Consider the following 20,999-nt stretch of genomic DNA (forward strand, 5'->3'; position numbering starts at 1 on the left):
GCCGGAAGAGATGAACTGCTGTTGCTGATCGCTTTACACACGAGTCGGCACCGAAATGACGAGTCGCCACGATAAAAGCGTACTTATCGTGGCGACTCGTCATTTCGATGCATAGTCGTACTTGTTCTCGGGTGCGGCCACAGGGCAGAACGCATTACTGACCCAGGCACCTAGTCTGTAGCCCCCACACACCTAGACTGCAGCACCCACTCACACGACGGTCACGAAGCGTGTGAGTGCGTCGACGAGCACGTCGGCGAGGCCGGTCTCGTGGCCCATCTCGGCGCGCGCTGCGACCGCGATATCGGGGTGGTCGGTGATGATCCCGTCGGTGCCGCGGCGCAGGTGCGCGCGTATGCCCGGCTCCTCGTTCACCGTCCACGTGAAGAACCCGAGCCCCGCGCCTTCCGCCGCCTGCTGCATGCTCTCGGTCGCGGTCCACTCCTCGACGACGATGAAGTCAGCGGGGGTGCTCGGCACGTCGCCGCCCGCAAACGCCATCGTGTACCCGACGGTCAGGTCGGGTCGCAACCGTTTGAGCGCGGCCACACTCGCGCGGTCGAGTGAGTGGTAGATGTTGTTCTCGAGCAGCCCCAGCGTCTCAAGCTCTGCCACGAGCTGCTCGACGTGATCGGGTGTGTCTGCCCCGCCCAGTTTGATCTCGATGAGCAGCGGCATGTCGATCTCGGCCGCGTGCGTCACATAGTCGGCAAAGCTCGGCACCGTATCTGCGTGGCCGAACTGGTCACGCACCTCGACCTGTGTGATCTCGTCGAGGGTCAGGTCTTTCACTGCAGCGTCGATCCCGGCAAGCCTGCCGAGGTGAGCGTCGTGCATCGCGACGAACTCACCGTCTTTCGTTTGCATCACGTCCATCTCGACGAGGTCTGCGCCCACGCGCTTCGCCGCGTCGAGCCCACCAATCGTGTTCTCGACGCCACCGCCCGAGAATCCCCGGTGCGCGAGCACGAGCGACGAGGGTGCCCCGGCGAGCTGCGTGAGCGGCGCGATGCTCAGGGCGCCGAGCGCCACGGCGAGCACGCCCGCTGAGATGAGCACGGCAGCGCGCGCTCCGGATCCGCGCGAGCCAGCCGCCTCGGGTGCCGCGGCGGCCGCGGCCCGGGTAGAGGCGGGCTCGTCGGCCGCGGCCGGGTGGGGAGCTGTGACTTGGGGTGCACGGGGTGCGGGAGCGCGGGTGGGATCCGGAACGAATGTGACCTGCTCGGGCAGCAGCGCGGGGGCCTCGGCACGGGCAAGCTCGACCCGTGAGATGAGCGCGCCCGCGACCCAGGCGGTCGCAAGCCCCGCAATGACCGCCCCCACGATCTGCGCGATGGCGAGCGAGAACGCCGCAACGACGGGCGAGGCACTGGGCCAGACCGCGTCGGTGATCGCGGTAGGCGCGATCGCGGTGATAAGCAGCGCGAGACCCGCCACGCCCGCTGCGAGGGTGACGGTGGTGACCGTGAGCACGAGCGCGGCGGGGGAGCGCAGGCCGCGGGTCAGACGCCAGCTCGCGCGTGCGGAGCGGCGCCCCGTCGACAACACGAACGTGGGCACAGTGAGCGCGAGGCGTAGATTGAGCCAGGCGAGAGTGATGAGGAGCAGCGTGAGGGCGACCGTGCTCGACGTGCTCTTGAGCAGCTCGCCCGATATGAACGACGGGATCGCGATGCCCTGCGCGAGGGCCGAGGTGAAGCCGAATCCGCTGAGCGGCAGCAGCAGAAACAGGTACGCGATGAGTGGCAGCGAGCCGGGCCGCATGAGCTGCCGGGCGACGCGGCCGAGCTCAGCGCAGAAGGCGCGAGCGCCGAGCCCGGGCCAGCGCAGCAGCACCACGATCGAGGTGAACTGCAGCGCGATCAGCCAGAACGCGAGCAGCACCACCACGACGAGGAGCAGCAGGGTGATGGGCAGTCCCGTGAGGGAGGGGAGCGCTTCGAGGTCGAGACCGCGCATGCCGCCCGCCCGCAGTGCCTGCCGAAACAGCCAGCCGAGAGCTGGCAGTGCGACGAGCGCAATGATCAGCTGCGTCGCGAGCAGCAGCCCGATGAGTCGCCAGCCGGCCGCGCGCAGCATGCGCCAGCCACCGCCCACCAGCAGCCGGTATTCGGCGAAGAGCCCGTGCCGCGAGGTAGCAGTCTCGAGTGTCACGTCGCGCACCGGGGTTAGCGCCGCACCTTGCGGTACGGGTGGGTCTGCACGCGCGCCGCGACCTCGGCGACCAGCTCGTCGCTCGACTTGCCGGCGCGCGCCTTCGCGATGATGCTGCGTGTGACGCGGGCTGCGGCGCGCATGTTCATGGGGCGCCCCTCGATGCCAAATAGCAGCAGCGCCCAGTCGGGCAAGAGCGAAAGAATGCCGTCTTGCACGTTGACCGTCGCCCACACCTTGAACGGATTGCCGCGCAGCACCGGGGCGCGCAGGGCTCGACTGATCTCGGCCGCTCCCAGGGTGAGCGCCATCCACGCCTTGTTTTCGTCGATGTAGGCGTCGAGCTCGGCGCGCGTGCGCGGCAGCAGCTGCGGGTTCTCGAGGTCGGTGATGCCCACGATGCGGGCCGCCTCGTGCTGCTCTTGTACGAAGCGGTCTTGCTCAGCGACCGAGAGGGTGGGGCCAAACGCGTCGGCGGCGCGCAGCACACCATAGATGACGCAGTTGTGGGTCCAGGCGAGCCACTCTTCGTTGTCGGCCCGCAGCTCTTCGCCCGTGCGAGGGTCGGTCCACACACTCGCCGCGTGCAGCCGCTGCACCGCCGCCCCCGCCGCGTCGGCGTGCGCGCGGTCACCAAACACGGTCGTGTCAATGTAGCGGCCCGTGCGTTCGCTGCGGCCTTCGACGTCGGTCGCGTAGCCGCTCGTGCCCTCGAACACGCGCATCATCATGGGGTTGAGAGACTGCAACAGCACGGCCGCGGCCCCGCCCAGCTTCGAAGACGGATCAGCAAACAGCCGCCAGCTGATGCTGCCGGGGCCGAAATACCCGCCATCTTCGGCGCCCGCTCGGGCCGCGGCGATCGGGCCTTGACCGCCGCTGGTTGTCGAGCCGTGAGCAACCGGGCAGCCGCCCACACCTGCTGCGGCAGCGGCGGCTGCGCCGGCTGCGTTGGGAGCGCCGGCTGCGTTGGGAGCGGCGGCTGCGCCGCGGCCGGCTGATGAACCGTGGGTATCGTGCTGAGACATGCTTGCTCCGTTGGTAGCGTGAAAGCGTTGGATCAGGTCCAACAATAGCGTGACGGGTGCTTGTTCGTGCGCGCCAGGGGTGCCAAACTTGCCCCATGAAAACCAAACTGAGTGCTGCGGTCGCGACGCTGCTGGTGGGCCTGGCCCTCGCGGGCTGTGCGGGGCCGAGCACGGCACCCATAGGCGGCGATGTGATCGCGCCCGTGACAGTCGCCGCAAACGACCTGCAGGGCGACACGGTGGATCTCGTGGTGGGGCAGACACTCAACATCGATACCGGGAGCCTCGCCGTCGACAGCTACACCGGTGAGGTCTCAGACGCTTCGGTGGCGACGTTCGAGCCGGGGCGAGTCGACGGCAGCGCAGAGTTCAACCCTGGCGTCACCGCGCTCGTCGCAGGTAAGACGACGGTGACGCTGAGCAATGAGCAGGGCGGCATACAGCCGCTCGAGTTCACGGTTGTCGTGTCGCCGCGCTCGTAACGCTCGCGGCGCTCGTCCCCCAGGCTGTGCCCTGGATCATTCACAGGGACGGGGGCTACTCTGAGAAACTGTGCTGACCGAGCTTGAAACCCTGTCAACGACCGCGCTGTACTCGGCGATGATCGTGTATTCGATCGCGTTTGTGTTTTACGCCGTCGATCTCGCCAACCGCAGCGGTGACGCAGCTGTAGCTGCGGCCGGTGCCACGGCACGCGAGAGCTCGGCTGCCGCGGGCGGTGGCGTCGCCACACTCACGCGAGCAGCGAGCGACGTCGCGGCGAAACCGCGTCGTTCTAAGGCGCTACGCATTGGCTTCTCGCTCACGGTCGTGGGCTTCGCGTTTCACCTTGCCGCGACGATTCTGCGCGGTATCGGAGCCGAACGAGTGCCGTGGGCCAACATGTACGAGTTTGCGCTCACCGCGACCTGCACCATTGTGCTCGTGTTCTTGGTCGTGCAGTTCGTGGTCGACCTACGCTTCTTGGGTGCGCTCGTCACCGGCATGACCGTGCTGTTCTTGGGCATCACCAAGCTCAACTTCTACGTCTCGATCGTGCCGCTGCCGCCGGCGCTCGACTCGTACTGGCTGGTGATTCACATTCTCGTGGCCGTGCTCGCCGTGGGCGTGCTGACGCTGTCGTTCGGTCTATCGGTGCTGCAGCTGATGCAGCACCGGCGCGAAGCGCGCGACGCCGCAGGGGAGCCGACCGGGCTTAAGTTCATGGCTACGATGCCGTCTGCCGTGCGACTCGAAGACCTGTCGTACCGCCTCGCGATCATCGGCTTTGTGTTTTGGACCTTCACCCTCATTGCTGGGTCGATCTGGGCCGAGGCCGCGTGGAGCCGTTACTGGGGCTGGGACACGAAGGAAGTGTGGACCTTTGTGATTTGGGTGCTCTACGCCGGCTTCATTCACGCGCGCGCGACGCGCGGCTGGCGCGGCACTCGCTCGGCGTGGTTGTCGATCATCGCGTACACCGCCGTGATCTTTAACTTCGCGATCGTCAACGTGTTCTTCAAAGGACTGCACGCCTACTCGGGTCTGTAACCCCTGGGACGCGGAATGTTGACGCTACAGCGTAGGCAGCGGGTTGGCCTCGCAGGGCTCGTATCGGTGGGGGCACTCGTCGCATTAATTGTGCTTTGGCCGACGCCGGTGGACCGTTCGTTGCGGGGAGTCATCGCGGTGTTTCTTGATGCGCTGCACCACGCTGGTGTGCCCTCGTCGTTTGGGTATGCGCAGCTTGAGTTCACGGCCAACATCGTCATGTTTGTGCCGCTGGGCTTCTTCATGTACCTGCTGATACCGCAGGGTAAGACGGTGTTGTGTGCGATGCTCGTGCCGGCACTGTCGTTGACGGCTGAGGCCGCACAGATGCTGTTTCTACCCGCGCGTTACGCCTCGCTGCTCGACGTCGTTGCAAACTCGGCGGGTGGCTGGCTTGGTTTGCTGCTTGCAGCCGCGGTGAGCGCTCTTATTGGCGCTCACCGCGACCGAATTACTGCTGTGGCAGCTCAGCCCCGGCTGCAATCCCCGCAGCATACTCACTAAGAGTGCCGTCTCGGAAGGCGGCTCGCACACCCTCGAGCGCTGCCTGGTCGGGCACCACGATCGACTGCCCGTCGCTCGAGGTTCCCGTGCCGAGGGTGGGACTCGTGAAGAACGTCATGCCGTCTGACTTGAGTTGGCGCATGTCGAATCCCAGGCCTACTGCGGTAGGCAGAGTAAGGCCCTCATCAAGCGTGAGGTAGGGGCTGAGCGCATCAAAGGTGCCCGAAATCTTGCTTGCGTCAGTCAGGGTGTCTTTGCTGAGTAGCTTTTTCATGACGCCCTTGAGGTAAGCCTGCTGATTGCGGGCACGCTGGTAGTCGCCGTCGGCGAAGGCGTAGCGCTCACGTACGAACGACAGCGCGTCCTTGCCGTCGAGGGTGATCTCACCCTGAGCGAAGGTCTGGCCGCCGTGCTTGGCAGTAAACTCTTGTGAATTATTGACCTTCACACCGCCGAGCGCATCGGTGAGGCCCTTGAATGAGTCGAAACTTACAAGCGCGACGTGATCGATGCGGGCACCGACGAAGTTCTCAACGGTGTTGACGGCGAGTGGTACCCCACCGAAGGACACCGCCGCATTAATCTTCGCTTCGCCGTGCCCTTGAATCTCAACCCAGTTGTCACGCATGATCGACATGAACGTGACGTTCTTGCGGTCGGGTGAGATCTGGGCGACCATGATCGTGTCGCTGCGGAAGTTACCGAGATCTTCTACAGAAGCATTGGGGTCGTTCGACTCGCGTGAGTCTGAGCCGAGCAGCAAAATGTTGACTGGGGCCTTCTCACCAGGCTCTGGTGCGACGGCCTCGGGCCGCTTCAGTTCGGGAGCTTGCGCAATGCTCACACGCTCGATGCTGTTGAAAGAACTTGAAAGCACGGCGTAGCCGATGCCCGCCGCGATTCCCAGCAGTACGACTAGCGAGCCGAGCACGATCAACGTGTTGCGTAGACCCTTGCGCTTCTTGCGGGGTGCTACAGGTGCAGCTGCCTCAGCCGCGTCGGCCTCGGCGAGGAGCCGATCAAGTGGTGATGGGTTTTCGACCATAGACGTTCTATCTCCCAACGCGACGAAAGGTCGCATGAATCTAGGTGCTGGGGTATCGCGATTGGTAAACGAAGCCCAAATGGGCAGGGTACCTGCCCAAACCTTACGTCTTCCTTGGAAAGTAACCTAAATACAACCGCTTGTTCATGAGGATGTCGCGAGGCCGACGTGTAGGTAGTGAAAGCTTGCTCGTATGAGAAAACGTTTGGTGATGTTTGTCATGCGCGCTGCGACACCGAAACCCTTTCAGAGCCTCGACTGTCGAAGCGCTGTACATGGAGGTTGTGAGTTCTGTGCGTGTGTCTGTCATGCGTAACGTTTGAAAATGGCTGGGTTGACAAGTTTAGCTGTCCCTTTTGGTAGCGTCTGTGGGGCGACCCTGTGTGTAACCTCGCAATATCACGGACACCAAACCTCACGACTTCGTAGACACCGGATCCCACGACATCGATAGGCGGACTGATCCTTCCTGATGGGGCAATCGCCAGTGGGTCACTAAATATATACGTAGATTTCGATTGATCAACCCTAGGAGACTAGGGCATGTCTCCTAAATGCCTCGCCCACGCTATGACCGCGTGGAGGAGCACCCCGGCCCGGTACATCAGCGATAGCTTGTCGTACCGGGTCGCGACCCCGCGCCACTGCTTCACGTGACAGAACCTGCGCTCAACCGCGTTGCGCCTCCGGTAGCGGTCTTGATTAAGCTTCGGTGGCCGGCCGCCCTTTCTGCCGCGCCGTTTCCGGTTATCAATCTGCTTCTGTGGCTCTGGAATTACCACCTCGATACCGCGTGCACGTAGATGCTCACGCGTGGCCCGTGACGAATACGCCTTGTCACACAACACTGCGTCCGGGCGAGTGCGGGGTCGCCCCTTGCCCAGGCGCTCCACCCGCAAAATTTCCAGCAGAGGCAGGAGCATCGGGGAATCACCTTCTTGCCCAGCCGTACACACCGTCACGAGGGGCAACCCGGCCCCGTCAACGAGTTGGTGAATCTTCGTAGACAGGCCACCACGAGAGCGCCCTACGGCGTGATCAAGCGGTTCCGTCCGCAAATTCTTGTAATTCGATGTATCCCTTTTTTAGGCGCGTGATGTTGGTCGCGTGTTGATGCGCGCGAGCGATCGTGGAGTCCACTGACTCCGACCAATCATCATTCCTGCGTCATCTGCTTGCGCCGTCAACATGCTGAGGACGCGATCCCAAGTGCCGTCGCCGGCCATGCGGCGGTGCCATTTCCACACGGTCTGCCATGGCCCGTACACCTCGGGAACATCACGCCACGGGATGCCGCACAGGTAGCGGTAGATGATGGCTTCGACCATGGTGCGGGCGTCAGCAAAAGGGCGACCCTGCTTCCCCATAGGGCCGGGAAGATGCAGAGCGATCAGGTCCCATTGGGAGTCCGTGAGAACCGCGAATCGTGACACAGGTCAACGATTCCACAAAGCACCGCGACCTTTAGGAGACATGCCCTAGTGAGGGATACTGCATTTCTCCCGCATCCCGTGCTGAAGCCACGGAGAACTTACACTTTCGCATTCACTTTATTGTAGTTGAAACTGCCGAGTGAGCGATGTAACTCGACGAATGTGCGTGTTCGCCTTAAATTACGGCTAATCTTGTATCTTGTATCGATTGAGGCCCTTGATGGCCCTATGACCAAACCCAAGCGAACAAGCTTGATTAATTTTTTCCGGAGTCTACTATTTCTGTGGTTACTTCTCCAGTCACCCCTCTCGTAAGTATTGTCATTCCTGTCTTTAACTGTGAAGACTACTTAAGAAGATGTTTAAATTCGGTCTATCAACAGACGTACACGAACTTTGAAGTTATCGCTGTGAACGATGGCTCTGTTGACACAAGCTGGTCGATACTCGAAGAGTACTCACTCAAGTACGGAAACTTCACCTCGGTTGATCAAGTCAACCAAGGCCAGGGTGTTGCGAGAAACCTTGCGATGTCAATGTGTCGTGGTGAGTGGATTCTCTTTGTCGATGCCGACGATTTTATTGAACCAACATTGCTACAGATGACTCTCGAGCGTGGTATCGCAGATAACGCGGACCTTGTCCATTTTGACTGGAAGCTTGGCGACCCCGCTCCTTTGGAACCCGAAGAGATCGTATTCAACTATTACAACACAGACCCTTTTTGGCATAAACCAAGACTTGTGGGTAGCGAATGCGAGGAACTACTTCGAGTCAAAAATTTGTATGCCTGGTCGAATCTATACAGGCGATCATTCCTGGCTAACTCAGGCGCAAAATTCGAAGAAGGGAGAATCTATGAAGATAATCCATTTCTTGCCACGGTAATTCGATCAGCGAACATTGTCTCATTGGTGCATGCCCCGCTGTATGCACTTACACCGAACCCTACTTCGACCACTCGGTCACATGTGCGAACAGACAAACACTATCGGGATCATATTCATGCGATTCGTGCATCCTTCACTGGGAATACGTGGCGAAGTCCTCACGCTAGAACCTATTTGGCCGCGTATCACACTCGAAAATTCGCCAATTACTATTGGACAAGAGTTCCAGTCAGCTTAAGGCGATCGTATGCAAAAGAATTCACCAGAACTTTGCATGAAGCGGATCTTGCTCCACGCGCTGACACCTCAAGCAATCGGCTATTCAGGCTCTCAGACAAATTGAGGGTGTTTGAGAAGCAGCGAGTGTTCTTGTTTGAAATGCTTGTGACGGCTCAGCATCGTGCGCATCCGGTACTCAAAAGACTAAAGATAAAATTGCGGGTTTGGAAAGACCGCAATTCTCGGCAAAGCATATGGTCTGCGCGCTTGGATGCGGTTCTGAAGAAACCAGTAAAGTGCGGGTCTATTACTTTTCTCGGATTCGACTTTAAGTATCAGGGGAATTCCCGGTACCTGTTCGAGGAAATGATTGTAGATCCACGCTTTTCAAATCTGACAATCAAGTTTGTGACATCAGATAAAAGGGTTCCTGCGAATCATCGCCTAAGTCCAGGACTCCTGGCTACGAACGAGTATTTAGCCAGAAGCGAAGTTGTTATTGCGGAATCCTGGGTTCCGCCACAAGTACGCAAGCATGAGAATTCGACTTGGATCCAACTGTGGCATGGTACGCCCATTAAGAGACTTCTATTTGATACCCATGAACGAAAAATTGCGTGGAGGAACCGCAAGAACAAGAACAATAAGTTCTCAGACATTCAACGCTGGGACTATTTGGTTACGGACAGTAAAGCTGGTAGTGAGAAGCTCCTAACTGCGTTTCAGCTGAGGCAATCACAAGTCGTTCAAGCCGGCTATCCACGTGTGAAGTTTCTAATTGATTCTGATCCCAGTCGCAATTCTCCGGACAAGCAAAATATTCGTGACTGGGTTGGGTTGGACAAATGCACTGATAAGAAAGTGCTGTTATATGCGCCGACTTGGAGAGATTATAACTATGGTGCCAAGCCTGGCAAAGGTGACTACAACTATGTTTTGGATGTGGACAAGTTAGCGAGAAGTCTCGGAGATGACTACGTTATTTTGTTCCATGATCACGGTTACATATCAAGCAGCTTCAAGTCTCGAAACTATCGTTGCATTGATGCAAGCAAGACAAATATACAGAATCTGCTTTTGATTAGCGATGTCGTGATTTCTGATTATTCCTCAGTTGTATTTGATGCGTTGTCTATTGATATTCCGTTTTTAATGTACGCGCCCGATCAAGATCTCTATGAAGAGTATCGAGGCACCTATAAGGATATTTGGAATGACCTGAATCACACTGTGACCTCTAGTTTTGAGGAACTTTTGTTGAAAGTTCGAGGTCTTGAATTCAACGAACAATATGAATTCTTGAAGAATAGATACGCATACAGCTCGGAAGCCGATCTGCTTACCGTGGTCAGCGAAGTTCTACAAAAAGGAGAGCGCTCTCGAGGCATAGAAGATTCCATGAGTCAAGGATTTCAGCCCCTAGTCAAGCGGGCGGAAGGAACAAGCGAGAGCTGAATGATGGTCGACGACGAATTGTCGAAGCTGCTCAATCTTGCCGAGAAGCAAGCTGAGACCCAAGCACAAATATTAGATATACATAGGAAGATTCTTTGGGAAGCTACAGCCAATAGGCGTAACCAGGACGTAATAAGGCTGGCGCAGTCGGCGCCAATTCTTGATGATGTCAGTCGTTTTGCAGAAGAACGACAACTTTCTTTCGGTGATACTCTTCGCGTCATTCGTGATGAAGGACTTAGTTTCGCAAGGTTCGGCGATGGGGAGCTAAAACTGATGTTGCGGTCGGATTATAAGCTCAAGTTTCAATCCAACTCCCCTTTGGTGTCTAATTCCCTGAGAGACGTTCTTGAATCTCCTGCGGAGGGACTGCTATTAGGATTTCCTCATGTTTTTCGTGATTTACATTGGTCGAATGTGTGGTGCGACCTATGGGGTCAACTTTCGCCCCTAGTATCTAAGCACGAACGTTATGGGAACAGTCATGTCAGTAGGCCAATTTTCTTCGAGCTGACTGGGCAGGAGGGAGTCGAAGCTTGGCGTGAGATCTGGAGCGGCCAGCGCGTGACTATTATCACTGGTAAGGGATCTAGATTTAATCTGATGCCGGAATTGTTTGATAACTGCACCGTAGGCCCTGCAATTGAATCACTTCCTGTCAACGCAATATCAGATGTCGATCGTATCGTGGATATTGCAAATCAGGACAAGGCAGATTTGTTTTTGGTTAGCCTCGGCGCGGCGGGTACGGTCGTGGCCAACAGAATTGCGAAACGTGGGCGGAGAGCTATTGACATCGGCCATATTAGCGACAGTTATGAGAATATATTTCTTGGTGGCGCATGGCCTGAACATAAGAGTGTCACCAAGGTTTAACCGCGGCAGATCACATTGAATGCCCTCCAGGAGCGAGCTTGTCTGCCACGAACTACGTACGCCAGAGGGTTTGTCTAAATACAGGATCCTGCGAACTCACCGAAACCCGCGATAGCCTGCGTTGAAGTCGCGTTCGTCTGGGGCCCAACACGCGAACGGTAGGCCGAGGTATTCGCGCTCTGCGTAGATGCTCGAATAGTCGGTAATGAGATTGTCTGCCACGCCGAAGAGCTCGTAAGGAGAGACATCGAGTTTACTTAGATCGGTGTTCTTGAACGTGAACACGCCAAAATGACGTAGCGAATCGGCGTCGTGCGGGTGCACCTTAGCCACGAAGGTGTGCCCGCGCTGCTCTACGTCTTGCACCAAAGCCGCTACTCGTGGCCCCCAATAGTCGGTGTCGGTAAAAGGTACACCGCTCACGCGTACTTCGCCGCCCGCACGCACTATGGAACGATACGTCGGCGCCCAAACTGTTAGCTTCAGGGAGGGGTCGAAGCCGAGCTTCTCCAGGACCGAACGGTCGGTCGCCGCGCGCCGCATCACCTCTAAACGCGGCTGATACTCGACGACCGGTGTATCAGGCGGCAGCTGATACTCCCGCAGCTGCTGCTCGACCCACTGCGGCGTGATCGAGGCGAGTACGTTTGTCGGTCCACGAAACGTCGTGTCAGGCTTTGGGCCACTACCGTGCGTCAAATGGGTGTGTGTGCGGCGCTTGCTGAGGTCACGGCCGGGCAGTAGAACATGCGTCGAGAACGTGCTCACGCTGACGCGATAACTCGATAACAGGGCGCCATAGGTGAGAGTTCGATACTCGATGTTGGTTGGCGGCGCAGAGTCGAGCCGTCGCGCCGCGCGCGCGACGGCCTCGCTTGATACTGCTGGATCTGGCGAAACGAAGAGGATGCGCTCTGTATCTGCATTTTGGCCCTCAACCACAGCCTGCACGGTTGCATTTTCTTCGTCAGCATTCAGAGTCACGATCGCGGCGTGACCTGGCCGCGGCCGGCTAGCAGTCAGCGTCAACGTCGTTGAGATCGACTGCAGTTCGCGTACTGCCCGCTTCGTTAGCCGAGTGACTACGTGCCCGCGACGAAGCCTCGACAGAATCGACTCCAGCTGCCGGGACATCTACCTACTTCTTCTTATTCATGCGGGCGACGGCCTGTTTAATGGGGCCGTCGAACACCATCTGGCCGCGTTCGAGCACGATGCCTCTGTCGCACAGTTCTTGCACCTGTGATGCGCTGTGGCTCACGATGAACATGGTCTTACCTGAAGCCTGCAGTTCCTTCATCTTCGCGCTACACTTCGCCCTGAACTCCGCGTCGCCCACCGACAACACCTCGTCGACGAGCAACACATCATGCTCAGCGTGAACCGCGACAGAAAAGCCGAGTCGTGCGTACATGCCCGACGAATAGCGCTTTACCTCGGTGTCGATGAAGTCGCCGATCTCTGAGAACGCGAGAATGTCGTCGAATCGCTCGTCGGTCTCAGCCTTCGTCATACCTAAGATCGCGGCGTTCAAGTACACGTTCTCGCGCCCGGTGAGATCTGGGTGAAAGCCCGCGCCAACCTCGAGCAGGCCAGCGATGCGGCCCGCGGTGTAAATCTCACCTGATGACGGGCGTAGCACCCCAGACAGCAGTTTGAGCGTGGTTGATTTACCCGAGCCATTGCGCCCCATCACCGCGACGGACTCGCCCGGGTAGACCGCAAAGCTAATCGCCTGCAGTGCCTGAAAGTTGTCCTCTACAGGAGTACGACGTACCTTCGCGAGCACTGTCTGTTTGAGTGAGCGAGCGCTACGCATCTTGAAAGACTTGAACACCCGATCGAAAATGATTACGGGGTCTGGACGTGCCTCAGAGGTCTTGCGCAAAGTTGCCCTCCAGTCTTCTAAATACGACCTGGCCGATGAGCAGCGTACCTAAAGCGATGCCAACACCGGCCATAGTGTTGGTGAGCATGTAATCGGGCATGCGGGTGTCAGTGACGACTTGGCCCCAGAACGCGTGGTGAAACAGTTCTACGCTTACAGACATGGGATTGACCATGTAGATGTTGTAGAGCCAGGCAGGTATCAGGTCGCGCATCATCTCGTGGGTGTAGAGCACGGGCGACATCCAAATGCTAAACATGAGGGCAACATCGATGATGTTCTTCGCGTCACGGTAGGCGACGTTGATCGCGCCAAAGAAAAGCCCCAAGCCGAGTGTGAACATCACCACGATCAAAATCGCGACGATAAACGCAAGTAACCCCGTCCAAGCGAAATGCCAGCCCGCGATGAGACACACAACAAAAAGCAGCAGCACCTGCGGCAAGAAGTGAATGAACGCCGAGCCCACCGCGGCAACGGGAAACAGTTCGCGCGGCAGATAAATCTTCTTGACGAGGGCAGCGTTACCCGTAATCGAGTTGGTGGCCGCCTTTGTTGCTTCGGTGAAGAAGTTGAGCAGCACGATGCCAGAGAACAGGTAAAGCGGGTACATGTCGACACCGCGATCTACCTTGAGCACTAAGCCAATCATGACGAAGTACATCAGGAACTGGGCGGCCGGCCGAACGTACGACCACGCCCAGCCGAGCACCGAACCGTAGTAGCGGGTGGTGGTGCCCTTTTTGAGCAGCAGCGACAGCAAATGCCGATAGTGAAACACGTCAAGCAGCCACCGGCTTGCGCCAGGGGAGACGTATTTTGACGCGAGTGGCGTCGAGACTGTTTGAGACACGTTACTCAACGCTACCTCCTCTGCGCGCGCACCACTGACCTTCTAATGCGTAATAAATGTCTATCGCCTGCCTACTCCGATGTATTGCCAACCCGCGGCGCGCCATTTCGCGCGATCGAGGCAGTTACGACCGTCGAACACGAGGCGGGAAGTTACCAGACTGGTAGCTTCGGTCGGGTCAATGTCTCGATATTGTTGCCACTCGGTCGCAATGAACAGTGCATCGGCCGACATTGCCGCGTCGCGCCAGTTGGCAGCGAACGAAAGCTCAGGGTGCTTGGTGCGAGCAGTATCAAGCGCGGCCGGGTCGGTGACGACTACATGAGCTCCTTGTGCCCGTAGTTCGAGCGCGATCGCGAGCGCGGGTGAATCGCGCACGTCATCTGAGTCGGGCTTAAAGGCGGCCCCGAGCACGGCGATACGTCGCCCCAAGACCGAGCCGCCCAAAGCGGCGCGCAGAGTGGCTGTGGCCTGAGCGATGCGCGAACGGTTGATCGCGTCAACCTCACGTAAGATCGCCATCTGTGTGTCTTGCCCGAGCTGCTCAGCGCGTGACACGAATGCGTGCAGGTCTTTGGGGAGGCAGCCGCCGCCAAACCCGATCCCCGCGCCAAGGTATCTGTGACCGATGCGGGGGTCGTGCCCGAGAACAGCAGCAAGGTCTGCGACGTCTGCACCAGACGCGTCTGCAAGGTCGGCCATCGCGTTCATAAACGAGACCTTCATGGCAAGAAATGCGTTCGCGGCGCCTTTGGCAAGCTCTGCAGTAGCAAGGTCGGTGATGACGTAGGGGGTGCTAGAACTGCCAGTCGGGTCATAGAACTTCGTGAGCACAGTGGCCGCCTGTTCGCCAGCGTCACCGGTTTCGACCCCGATCACAATGCGGTCGGGTGCGAGTGTGTCTTGCACAGCTGTGCCCTCGCGCAGAAACTCTGGGTTCCATGCCAGGGTGCCGCCGCGAGCCGAGACGCGAGGTGAGAGGCGAGCGGCAGTACCGACGGGCACGGTCGATTTACCGACCACGATTGCGCCTCGTAAGAGATGGGGGAGGAGCGCGTCGACGGCAGCTTCGACCCAGGTGAGGTCGGCGACGCCGTCGGCGCCCGTGGGGGTGCCCACGCACACAAAATGCATGTCGGCACCAGCCGCATCGGAGACGTCGGAGCTGAATGAGAGTCGGCCAGTAGCAAGGCCGGCTTGCAGCAGTTCTTCGAGTCCCGGCTCAAAGAACGGGGCCACACCACGAGACAATGAATCAATACGTGCGCGGTCTGAATCGATACCAATGACTCGGTGGCCGAGCGAAGCCATCGCGGCGGCGTGCACGGCCCCCAGATAGCCGCAACCAATTACTGATGCATGCACTAGCGGGCTGGCCGCCTTTCTGATTGGTGCGAGGTCGCTCGAAGCGGGGCGCCGGTGTTCAGGAATTGGTGCACTGTCGCGAGAGCCGCCTGTTGCTCTGCCACATGCTGCGGGCGTAACGCGAGAATGCGCTCGACGAGTGACGCGCGACGGTTGAGTAGCTCGCGGGCTGCCGCAGCGATCGACTGTGCATCGGCGGTCGCATACACAGCGCTATCACGATAAAAGTCTCGCAGCTCAGGGAAGTCGGAGGTGATCTGCGGCACGGCCGTGTTAAACGCCTCGTACCCCGCACGCTGCATGGTGTGTGGGCGAGTAGTGAGCGCGACCACACCGGCGCTTTCTGCGAGAGAACGATCAAACTCGTCTGCATCAAGAAACCCGGTGAAGGTCACGTTGCTGGGCGCCGCACTGCGAACCGCCGCGGGAGCTGACCCCGTGAGTCGCCACTCGACGTCGGGGGTGAGACGTGCCGCCTGCAAGATCTCTGAGATTGGTTCGTCGTTGGCGTAGCTGACCGGGCACAGGAGGTAATGCTGCGCAGACTGGGGTGTGCGCTCCACAATGAGATCGTGCAATACGACCGCTTCGACGCCCTGCCGACGGCACACCTGAGCCAGATGGTTATTGGTGACGATCGCGATGCCGCCGTGACGGCGAAGGGATGCCAGTGACAGCCGCGTAGCCCAAGTCCACTTTGGGTCGAGGAAGAACCCGGTGTGCAGATCAGCGACGAGCGGGGTGTCACGCGCGAGAACGCCGCGAAGCGCCCACAGCGCGGGGGCCGGTGGCAACATGAGCATGACCGAGGACGGGGCTGCTCGTCTGATGGCCTGCCGCGTGGCGCGTGCCTGGTGAACGTAACGCCCCAACAGCCCGAAGCGGCTGCGTCGAAACAGAAACTCGGTCGAAAGTCCGAGCGCACCCGCAAGGTCTTCGGTGCGACCATTCGAGCGAGTCCAGCTGACAAACATGCCGCTCACGACAGCACCCGTACCCGTTTACTTGCCGCAGACGTGAGGGTGTCGCGCGACAGATCTTGCACCTGCACGGGAGACCCGATGCCAGCCTCATCGAGTAACCGCCAAATTTGCAACTGGTGGTCGTCGATGTGTTCGCCGCGTTCTTTCAATCGAGGCACCACGACAGGCGAGATACCACTATCGAGCATCTGCAGAATGGTGCCGACGCCCGAGTGCGTGACGACGACGTCGGCCGCTTTGGCCTCTGCGAGGAGTTGGTCAGCAGGCATGAGATCGTGTGAACGGCCCTGTAGGCCCGAGCGCGAGGTCTCACCCAGCTGCCACACGATTTCGTCTTCAGGACCGGTGATGTCAACCAAACGATCGACCACGCTATCGAAGCGGTAGGGCTTGATCGTGCCGAGAGTCACGAGCACCTTCAGTCCAGCTCGTTCACCTGACAGGGGCCGTGGCGTGTCAGCGGCGAAATCGTTCAACACCGATGGGGTGAGCTGCCACTTCGCGCTAGCCCAGGAGGCGTGTTGCGTGTAGAGCTCGGCGAGGCGCAGCTTCTGCACGATGCGGCCGGTGAGTGAGGGCCCGTCGGTACGCGAGACGCTTTCAACGTATACGGCGGGAACATAGTGTCGTCTGGCCCAAGCAAGCCCTGCTACGGCAACAGCCGCGCCGGTCGATAGCACCCCATCAAAGTCTCTGGGATTGAGGTTGGCTGAAATATGGCGGTAAGCCTTGACCGTGCCGCGCAAATCGCGAGGAGCGATGTAATCGACCCAGAGTACGCGTTTGCCGCGCAGCATCGATCGGCTTTGAGGTGAATCAAACGTGACCCAGACTGAATCGTCCGCCGCGTTTTCGCGCTCGGCGAGACGCACCAACTGAGACAGGTGCCCGCCAGTCGAGGCGACCAACAGTAAGCGTTTACGCGGTGCCTCAAAGTAAGAGCGCAGGCTGGGGATCTCTATCGATACCACGAGTTAGTAGGCCCCCTCAGATTTTACGACGGCGCGCAGAGTGCGCCACAGAATAAGTAGATCGCCAGTAATGGACCAGTTTTCAACGTAGAACAGGTCGAGGCGCACACTTTCCTCCCACGAGAGGTTGCTGCGCCCGCTGACCTGCCACAGCCCACTAATGCCCGGCCGCACCAGTAGCCGCCGGCTTACCCACTCGTCATATTCGTCGACTTCGCGTTGCAGCGGCGGCCGCGGCCCGACCATCGACATGTCACCTCGAAACACGTTGAAGAGTTGGGGGAGCTCATCAAGGCTGTGCGCTCGCATGAAATGCCCCACCCGCGTCACGCGAGGGTCGGCTTTGAGCTTGAAGAGGTGCCCGTTGCCGTCTGACTTGTCGAGGAGTCCAGGCAGTTCGTTCTCGGCAGACGTGCGCATTGAACGCAGCTTATACATAGTGAACGGTTTACCGTCGATGCCAAGACGCACCTGACGAAACAAGACGGGCCCGGGCGTCTCGATACGTACGAGCACCGCAAGCAACAGCATGACAACGAGTGAGGGCACCAGCATCACGGTTGCCACCACGAGGTCAAAGAACCGCTTGGCGTAGTAACGCCAGCCCGTGAACTCTGGTTGTTCGACGTGAATGAGCGGCAACCCTGCTACCGGGCGAACGTGAATGCGGGGGCCAGCAACATCGGTGAGCGAAGCTGCGACGATGAGGTCGACATGACTGCTCTCGAGCTCCCAGCTCATGCGGCGCACGCGCCGTGGTGTCAGAGACCTGGCACTGGTGATGATCACCGTGTCGATGTCGTGACTATTGACTGTTTCTACGAGATCGTCGTAAGTCGCCAGAATGGTGAGGCCGGGCGCGACCTCTGCGCCCACATCTTCTTTAGAAATGGCGCCGACGAGATGGAATCCGGTGAGCGGGTTCGCACGAAGTTGCTGCACCATCTGGGCAGCATGACCGGGGGACCCCACGATCAGGGTGCGGTAGACATTTTTGCTGCGACGGCGTTGGCTGTGAAGCCGTTTGCGCCACACCCAACGACCGAGTACAACCAAGAAGAGACCGCTCAGAAAGGTGAAGAAGACCGTTTCGGTGCGAAATTCTTGTGGCCCGGTAGCAACGAGGAGGATCGCCGCGAGGCCAAAGGAAATCACGGTGGCGTTAATGACGCGCTTGTACTCGTCTGGCCCAGTACCAAAAACGGCGGGGCTGCGCGTATCGAAACCTGTGAGTGAAAACGACCACAGCACGAACAAGACGATTGAGATGATCGCAGACTGACGAACTGCTACCGCAGACAAGTCAGCTACAAGTAGCGTCAGAGCATATGGGGCGGCACATGCCACAAGCAACACCGCAAAATCCGTCCAGAAAAGCTTGCGTGAGTAACGCTTTTCCCAGGCGGGTTCAGTCGCAGCGATGACGCTCCTTGAAAACAATTGGATGAATATCGCACCGTGAGTGCCAAGACACCAAAATTGCATAAGAAATATATGGCCGCAGATATTATATGCCCTGAATCCCTCCCAGAGCGCATCAGGATGAACTATCGCGGTGCCAGACTTTGGTCGCCGTCGCAGGCATTCCGTTAGCGAGCGCCTGCGTAGATAGATGCGACTAGTATTAGTGAGGTTGCGCAGAAACGCGACACTTAAGCATTACATGGTTGAAGAAAACGAAACGCAAAACCCGGATGGGCTGGACTTTGTGACCCCCGGTTTTGATCGGCGTTTGCTGCCCGGTAGCGCAACGCGTCGAAGTTCAGGCCTGTGGTCTGGGCGTACGCTCATGATTGCCTTGGGCAGCGTGGCGGTTGCGCTGATCGTCGCAGGCGTCGCCGCGCCGCAATACCTCTATGCGCTCGACGCCGGCAAATACGGGCAGGTGGTACACGAAACCTCCCAGCTCGAGAACGAATTTGGTCGCAGTGAAGTCGAACGTGACGCGGCAGAGGTGCTGCTATATCTTCAACAGCAAGAAGCGGCATCGCTGGCGGTGCGGTTTAGTGCACTCGCAAAAGCAGACTCTGCCATTGTGCCGAAATCCGTAGCGACCGAGCTGGCAGATGCAGCAGCCAACATTACAACCGTGCTTGACGAAGCGGGTGCGATGTCAAAGGCGGGAGCCATGGCGGTGATCGCAAACGAGCTGAAAGAGGGCGAAGAGCTTAACCCAGTCACCTGGTTTGCTGTCACCCCTTTCACTGTGGGCGAGGTCGCCGATTTGACCTTTGTGAATGCTGACCCGCCAAAGCTTGAGTCAACCGTCACACGCGAAGTGCTTGAGGACGCAAAAACTCGGCACGAGGAAGCATCTGCACACGTTGCTGAATCACAACAATCGCTTAGCAAACGCAATGAGCAGTTGAAGCAGCTTGATAAGGCCGTTGCCGGTGGGCTGAAGGCAGTCGACACGGTCGCGAGCACGGCACCCCAATCTGCCAAGGTCATGATACAGGTCGAGCAACCTCCAGAAGGCGGGCTCCTCGAAGCCGACCCCGAACTGGATGCGCGACGAGCCGCGGTTCAAGACACGGCACTCGAGGCCGCAGAGACCGTAGCGGCCACTGAATTCGCGCGCGGCGCCGACGGTGCAGTGGTGCGTCTGACAGGCGCGACAGGTGTGGACCCGGCGACCGTCATGACACTGACTAGCGAGTCGAGGTCGGTCGTGACTCTCGCGCGTGTGGAGGCGTTTGTTTCCGCTGCAACCACGTACGTGACGGAGCAGAAGGCCGCTGAGCAGTTGGCCGCTGAGCAGGCCGCCTCAGAAGAAGCAGCGCGCCTGGCCGCTGAGGAGGCCGCACGTTTGGCGGCGGAGGAAGCCGCTCGGCAAGAAGAAGAACGACGCAGGCAAGAAGAGACAGCGCCTCCGCCGCCCCCGCCGGTTGAGCCCCCGCCCGAGACACCTGAGGGTAATGCCGATGGCGGCGGTGACGGCAGCATTTTTTAGCCCCGTCGTGCCGGATGGGCTGGCGCGGTAACGCGAGTGATCTACTGCAACACCTCGATGATCTCGACGGGCTCGACGAAACGGCCAGCGCGAAACTGTGCGCTAATGCCGCGCAGCTGCGGCGCCAGATCGGCAAGGTCATCGGCCTCGAGTATCTCGAGGTTTAGCGGGCCCTGCTGCGTCACCGCTAGCCACTGCTGCGGCACCGTGTTGACACGCACGGCACCGGCCGGCGTGGCAAGGCCGTCGGCTGCATGAAATCCCAGCGCACTCGACACCCGGATCAGGGGGCTAATGATCGACGTGCGACGCAGCTCACGTATGCCCCACTGCAGGTCTTCGGCCGCCTCGCCGTGCAGCCACACGAGCAGATCGGCGTCGTGGTGCATGCCGCTCACGTCGTACCAGCCGCGCACAGAAACGTCTTCAGCCGCCAACATCTCAACAACGTCTTCGATTTCTTGCACGAGCCCCGGCACATCGCGGCCGTCCAAGACAAACGGGTGGGTCGAGCTGACACGAAACGCCGCGAACAGCGAATAGCTTGGGGCGGGACCTTCTCGGTCTGCGAAGTCTGATTCAGTAGCCGCTGCGTGATCACCGTTGAGTGCGCTCATAACACTCATCGTGGCCCCTCGCGCTTGGCTTGGCAAGGGGATGAGCAACGGAAAGAGCTCTTTAGGCCAGGCATATCACATTTGATGGTCATTTTTGGTTTCATTGTTGACGTTTCGTAATTTTGGACGCAAGCTTACTTACGTGGCAATCACGCACTGCTTGTAAGAGCAGGCAGTGTTACAAAACATATGAGGACTTTCGGTGGTTGGGGGGCTGACTGGCGTCCAGGGGAGT

Annotated in this window: 17 protein-coding genes and 1 pseudogene; 6 read left to right on the forward strand and 12 right to left on the reverse strand. The window is 59.1% G+C overall.

Going from position 1 to position 20,999, the window contains the following annotated elements:
* Nucleotides 1-210 precede the first annotated feature (210 nt).
* Together ACXR2T_RS14775 and ACXR2T_RS14780 are read right to left on the reverse strand one after the other, a co-directional pair.
* Nucleotides 211-2,154 carry a glycerophosphoryl diester phosphodiesterase membrane domain-containing protein gene (locus tag ACXR2T_RS14775; RefSeq protein ID WP_458840241.1) on the reverse strand — a complete coding sequence of 648 codons (1,944 nt, stop codon included), beginning with the start codon at nt 2,152-2,154 and terminating at the stop codon, nt 211-213.
* 14 nt (nt 2,155-2,168) lie between these two features.
* Nucleotides 2,169-3,182, reverse strand: a complete 1,014-nt coding sequence (locus tag ACXR2T_RS14780) for an oxygenase MpaB family protein (protein ID WP_458840242.1) — start codon at nt 3,180-3,182, stop codon at nt 2,169-2,171.
* 95 nt (nt 3,183-3,277) lie between these two features.
* On the opposite strand from ACXR2T_RS14780, the gene ACXR2T_RS14785 reads away from it, so the two are divergent.
* The 3 genes from ACXR2T_RS14785 (at nt 3,278) to ACXR2T_RS14795 (ending at nt 5,216) form a co-directional block, all read left to right on the forward strand.
* Nucleotides 3,278-3,664: a hypothetical protein gene (locus ACXR2T_RS14785; protein WP_458840243.1), complete on the forward strand. Its 387-nt coding sequence runs from the start codon at nt 3,278-3,280 to the stop codon at nt 3,662-3,664.
* Nucleotides 3,665-3,782: 118 nt separating this feature from the next.
* Complete coding sequence (gene ccsB / locus ACXR2T_RS14790) at nt 3,783-4,712, forward strand: c-type cytochrome biogenesis protein CcsB (RefSeq protein ID WP_458813146.1); 930 nt, start codon at nt 3,783-3,785, stop codon at nt 4,710-4,712.
* A gap of 15 nt (nt 4,713-4,727) precedes the next feature.
* Nucleotides 4,728-5,216, forward strand: a complete 489-nt coding sequence (locus ACXR2T_RS14795; protein WP_458840245.1) for a VanZ family protein — start codon at nt 4,728-4,730, stop codon at nt 5,214-5,216.
* Here ACXR2T_RS14795 and ACXR2T_RS14800 read toward each other — a convergent pair.
* Both ACXR2T_RS14800 and ACXR2T_RS14805 read right to left on the reverse strand, forming a co-directional pair.
* A complete protein-coding gene (locus ACXR2T_RS14800; RefSeq protein ID WP_458813072.1) occupies nt 5,164-6,261 on the reverse strand; it encodes an LCP family protein in 1,098 nt (365 codons plus the stop codon). The two genes, ACXR2T_RS14795 and ACXR2T_RS14800, sit on opposite strands and share 53 nt — an antisense overlap.
* Nucleotides 6,262-6,797: 536 nt before the next feature.
* Nucleotides 6,798-7,694, reverse strand: a pseudogene (locus ACXR2T_RS14805) (IS5 family transposase).
* 284 nt (nt 7,695-7,978) lie between these two features.
* On the opposite strand from ACXR2T_RS14805, the gene ACXR2T_RS14810 reads away from it, so the two are divergent.
* Both ACXR2T_RS14810 and ACXR2T_RS14815 read left to right on the forward strand, forming a co-directional pair.
* Nucleotides 7,979-10,258 carry a bifunctional glycosyltransferase/CDP-glycerol:glycerophosphate glycerophosphotransferase gene (locus ACXR2T_RS14810; RefSeq protein ID WP_458840247.1) on the forward strand — a complete coding sequence of 760 codons (2,280 nt, stop codon included), beginning with the start codon at nt 7,979-7,981 and terminating at the stop codon, nt 10,256-10,258.
* Complete coding sequence (locus ACXR2T_RS14815; RefSeq protein WP_458840248.1) at nt 10,259-11,134, forward strand: GT-D fold domain-containing glycosyltransferase; 876 nt, start codon at nt 10,259-10,261, stop codon at nt 11,132-11,134.
* Between the two features lie 96 nt (nt 11,135-11,230).
* On the opposite strand, the gene ACXR2T_RS14820 is transcribed toward ACXR2T_RS14815, so the two are convergent.
* The 7 genes from ACXR2T_RS14820 to ACXR2T_RS14850 all read right to left on the reverse strand — a co-directional run bounded on the left by ACXR2T_RS14820 (nt 11,231) and on the right by ACXR2T_RS14850 (nt 18,679).
* Entirely contained in the window at nt 11,231-12,268 is a 1,038-nt protein-coding gene (locus ACXR2T_RS14820) for a CDP-glycerol glycerophosphotransferase family protein (RefSeq protein WP_458840250.1), read from the reverse strand.
* A 4-nt stretch (nt 12,269-12,272) separates the two neighbouring features.
* Nucleotides 12,273-12,953, reverse strand: a complete 681-nt coding sequence (locus ACXR2T_RS14825; RefSeq protein WP_458813064.1) for an ABC transporter ATP-binding protein — start codon at nt 12,951-12,953, stop codon at nt 12,273-12,275.
* 52 nt (nt 12,954-13,005) lie between these two features.
* Entirely contained in the window at nt 13,006-13,875 is an 870-nt protein-coding gene (locus ACXR2T_RS14830; protein WP_458813144.1) for an ABC transporter permease, read from the reverse strand.
* Between the two features lie 60 nt (nt 13,876-13,935).
* Nucleotides 13,936-15,240, reverse strand: coding sequence for a UDP-glucose dehydrogenase family protein (locus ACXR2T_RS14835; protein ID WP_458840251.1), 1,305 nt, complete (start codon nt 15,238-15,240; stop codon nt 13,936-13,938).
* Nucleotides 15,240-16,214 (reverse strand): glycosyltransferase, encoded by a 975-nt coding sequence (locus tag ACXR2T_RS14840; RefSeq protein ID WP_458840285.1) that lies wholly within the window; start codon nt 16,212-16,214, stop codon nt 15,240-15,242. The genes ACXR2T_RS14835 and ACXR2T_RS14840 overlap by 1 nt, the downstream gene beginning before the upstream one ends.
* A 5-nt stretch (nt 16,215-16,219) precedes the next feature.
* Nucleotides 16,220-17,131: a glycosyltransferase gene (locus ACXR2T_RS14845; RefSeq protein ID WP_458813060.1), complete on the reverse strand. Its 912-nt coding sequence runs from the start codon at nt 17,129-17,131 to the stop codon at nt 16,220-16,222.
* A 66-nt stretch (nt 17,132-17,197) separates the two neighbouring features.
* The gene (locus ACXR2T_RS14850) at nt 17,198-18,679 is read right to left on the reverse strand and encodes a sugar transferase (protein WP_458840252.1); all 1,482 of its coding nucleotides are present in this window, start codon (nt 18,677-18,679) and stop codon (nt 17,198-17,200) included.
* Nucleotides 18,680-18,857: 178 nt separating this feature from the next.
* Here ACXR2T_RS14850 and ACXR2T_RS14855 point away from each other — a divergent pair, with 178 nt between their 5' ends.
* On the forward strand, nt 18,858-20,147 hold the full coding sequence (locus ACXR2T_RS14855; RefSeq protein ID WP_458840254.1) for a hypothetical protein: 1,290 nt from the start codon (nt 18,858-18,860) through the stop codon (nt 20,145-20,147).
* A gap of 41 nt (nt 20,148-20,188) precedes the next feature.
* Here the strand turns inward: ACXR2T_RS14855 and ACXR2T_RS14860 are convergent, their stop codons facing one another.
* Entirely contained in the window at nt 20,189-20,764 is a 576-nt protein-coding gene (locus ACXR2T_RS14860; RefSeq protein WP_458840256.1) for a chlorite dismutase family protein, read from the reverse strand.
* Nucleotides 20,765-20,999: the final 235 nt, after the last annotated feature.

Source organism: Leucobacter faecis (assembly GCF_054456635.2).

Coding starts and splice junctions, on each gene's coding strand:
- ACXR2T_RS14780 (WP_458840242.1), bottom strand. CDS start 3,182: ATGTCTCAGCACGATACCCACGGTTCATCAGCCGGCCGCGGCGCAGCC.
- ACXR2T_RS14785 (WP_458840243.1), top strand. CDS start 3,278: ATGAAAACCAAACTGAGTGCTGCGGTCGCGACGCTGCTGGTGGGCCTG.
- ccsB (WP_458813146.1), top strand. CDS start 3,783: ATGATCGTGTATTCGATCGCGTTTGTGTTTTACGCCGTCGATCTCGCC.
- ACXR2T_RS14795 (WP_458840245.1), top strand. CDS start 4,728: ATGTTGACGCTACAGCGTAGGCAGCGGGTTGGCCTCGCAGGGCTCGTA.
- ACXR2T_RS14800 (WP_458813072.1), bottom strand. CDS start 6,261: ATGGTCGAAAACCCATCACCACTTGATCGGCTCCTCGCCGAGGCCGAC.
- ACXR2T_RS14815 (WP_458840248.1), top strand. CDS start 10,259: ATGATGGTCGACGACGAATTGTCGAAGCTGCTCAATCTTGCCGAGAAG.
- ACXR2T_RS14820 (WP_458840250.1), bottom strand. CDS start 12,268: ATGTCCCGGCAGCTGGAGTCGATTCTGTCGAGGCTTCGTCGCGGGCAC.
- ACXR2T_RS14825 (WP_458813064.1), bottom strand. CDS start 12,953: ATGCGTAGCGCTCGCTCACTCAAACAGACAGTGCTCGCGAAGGTACGT.
- ACXR2T_RS14840 (WP_458840285.1), bottom strand. CDS start 16,214: ATGTTTGTCAGCTGGACTCGCTCGAATGGTCGCACCGAAGACCTTGCG.
- ACXR2T_RS14850 (WP_458840252.1), bottom strand. CDS start 18,679: ATGCAATTTTGGTGTCTTGGCACTCACGGTGCGATATTCATCCAATTG.
- ACXR2T_RS14855 (WP_458840254.1), top strand. CDS start 18,858: ATGGTTGAAGAAAACGAAACGCAAAACCCGGATGGGCTGGACTTTGTG.
- ACXR2T_RS14860 (WP_458840256.1), bottom strand. CDS start 20,764: ATGAGCGCACTCAACGGTGATCACGCAGCGGCTACTGAATCAGACTTC.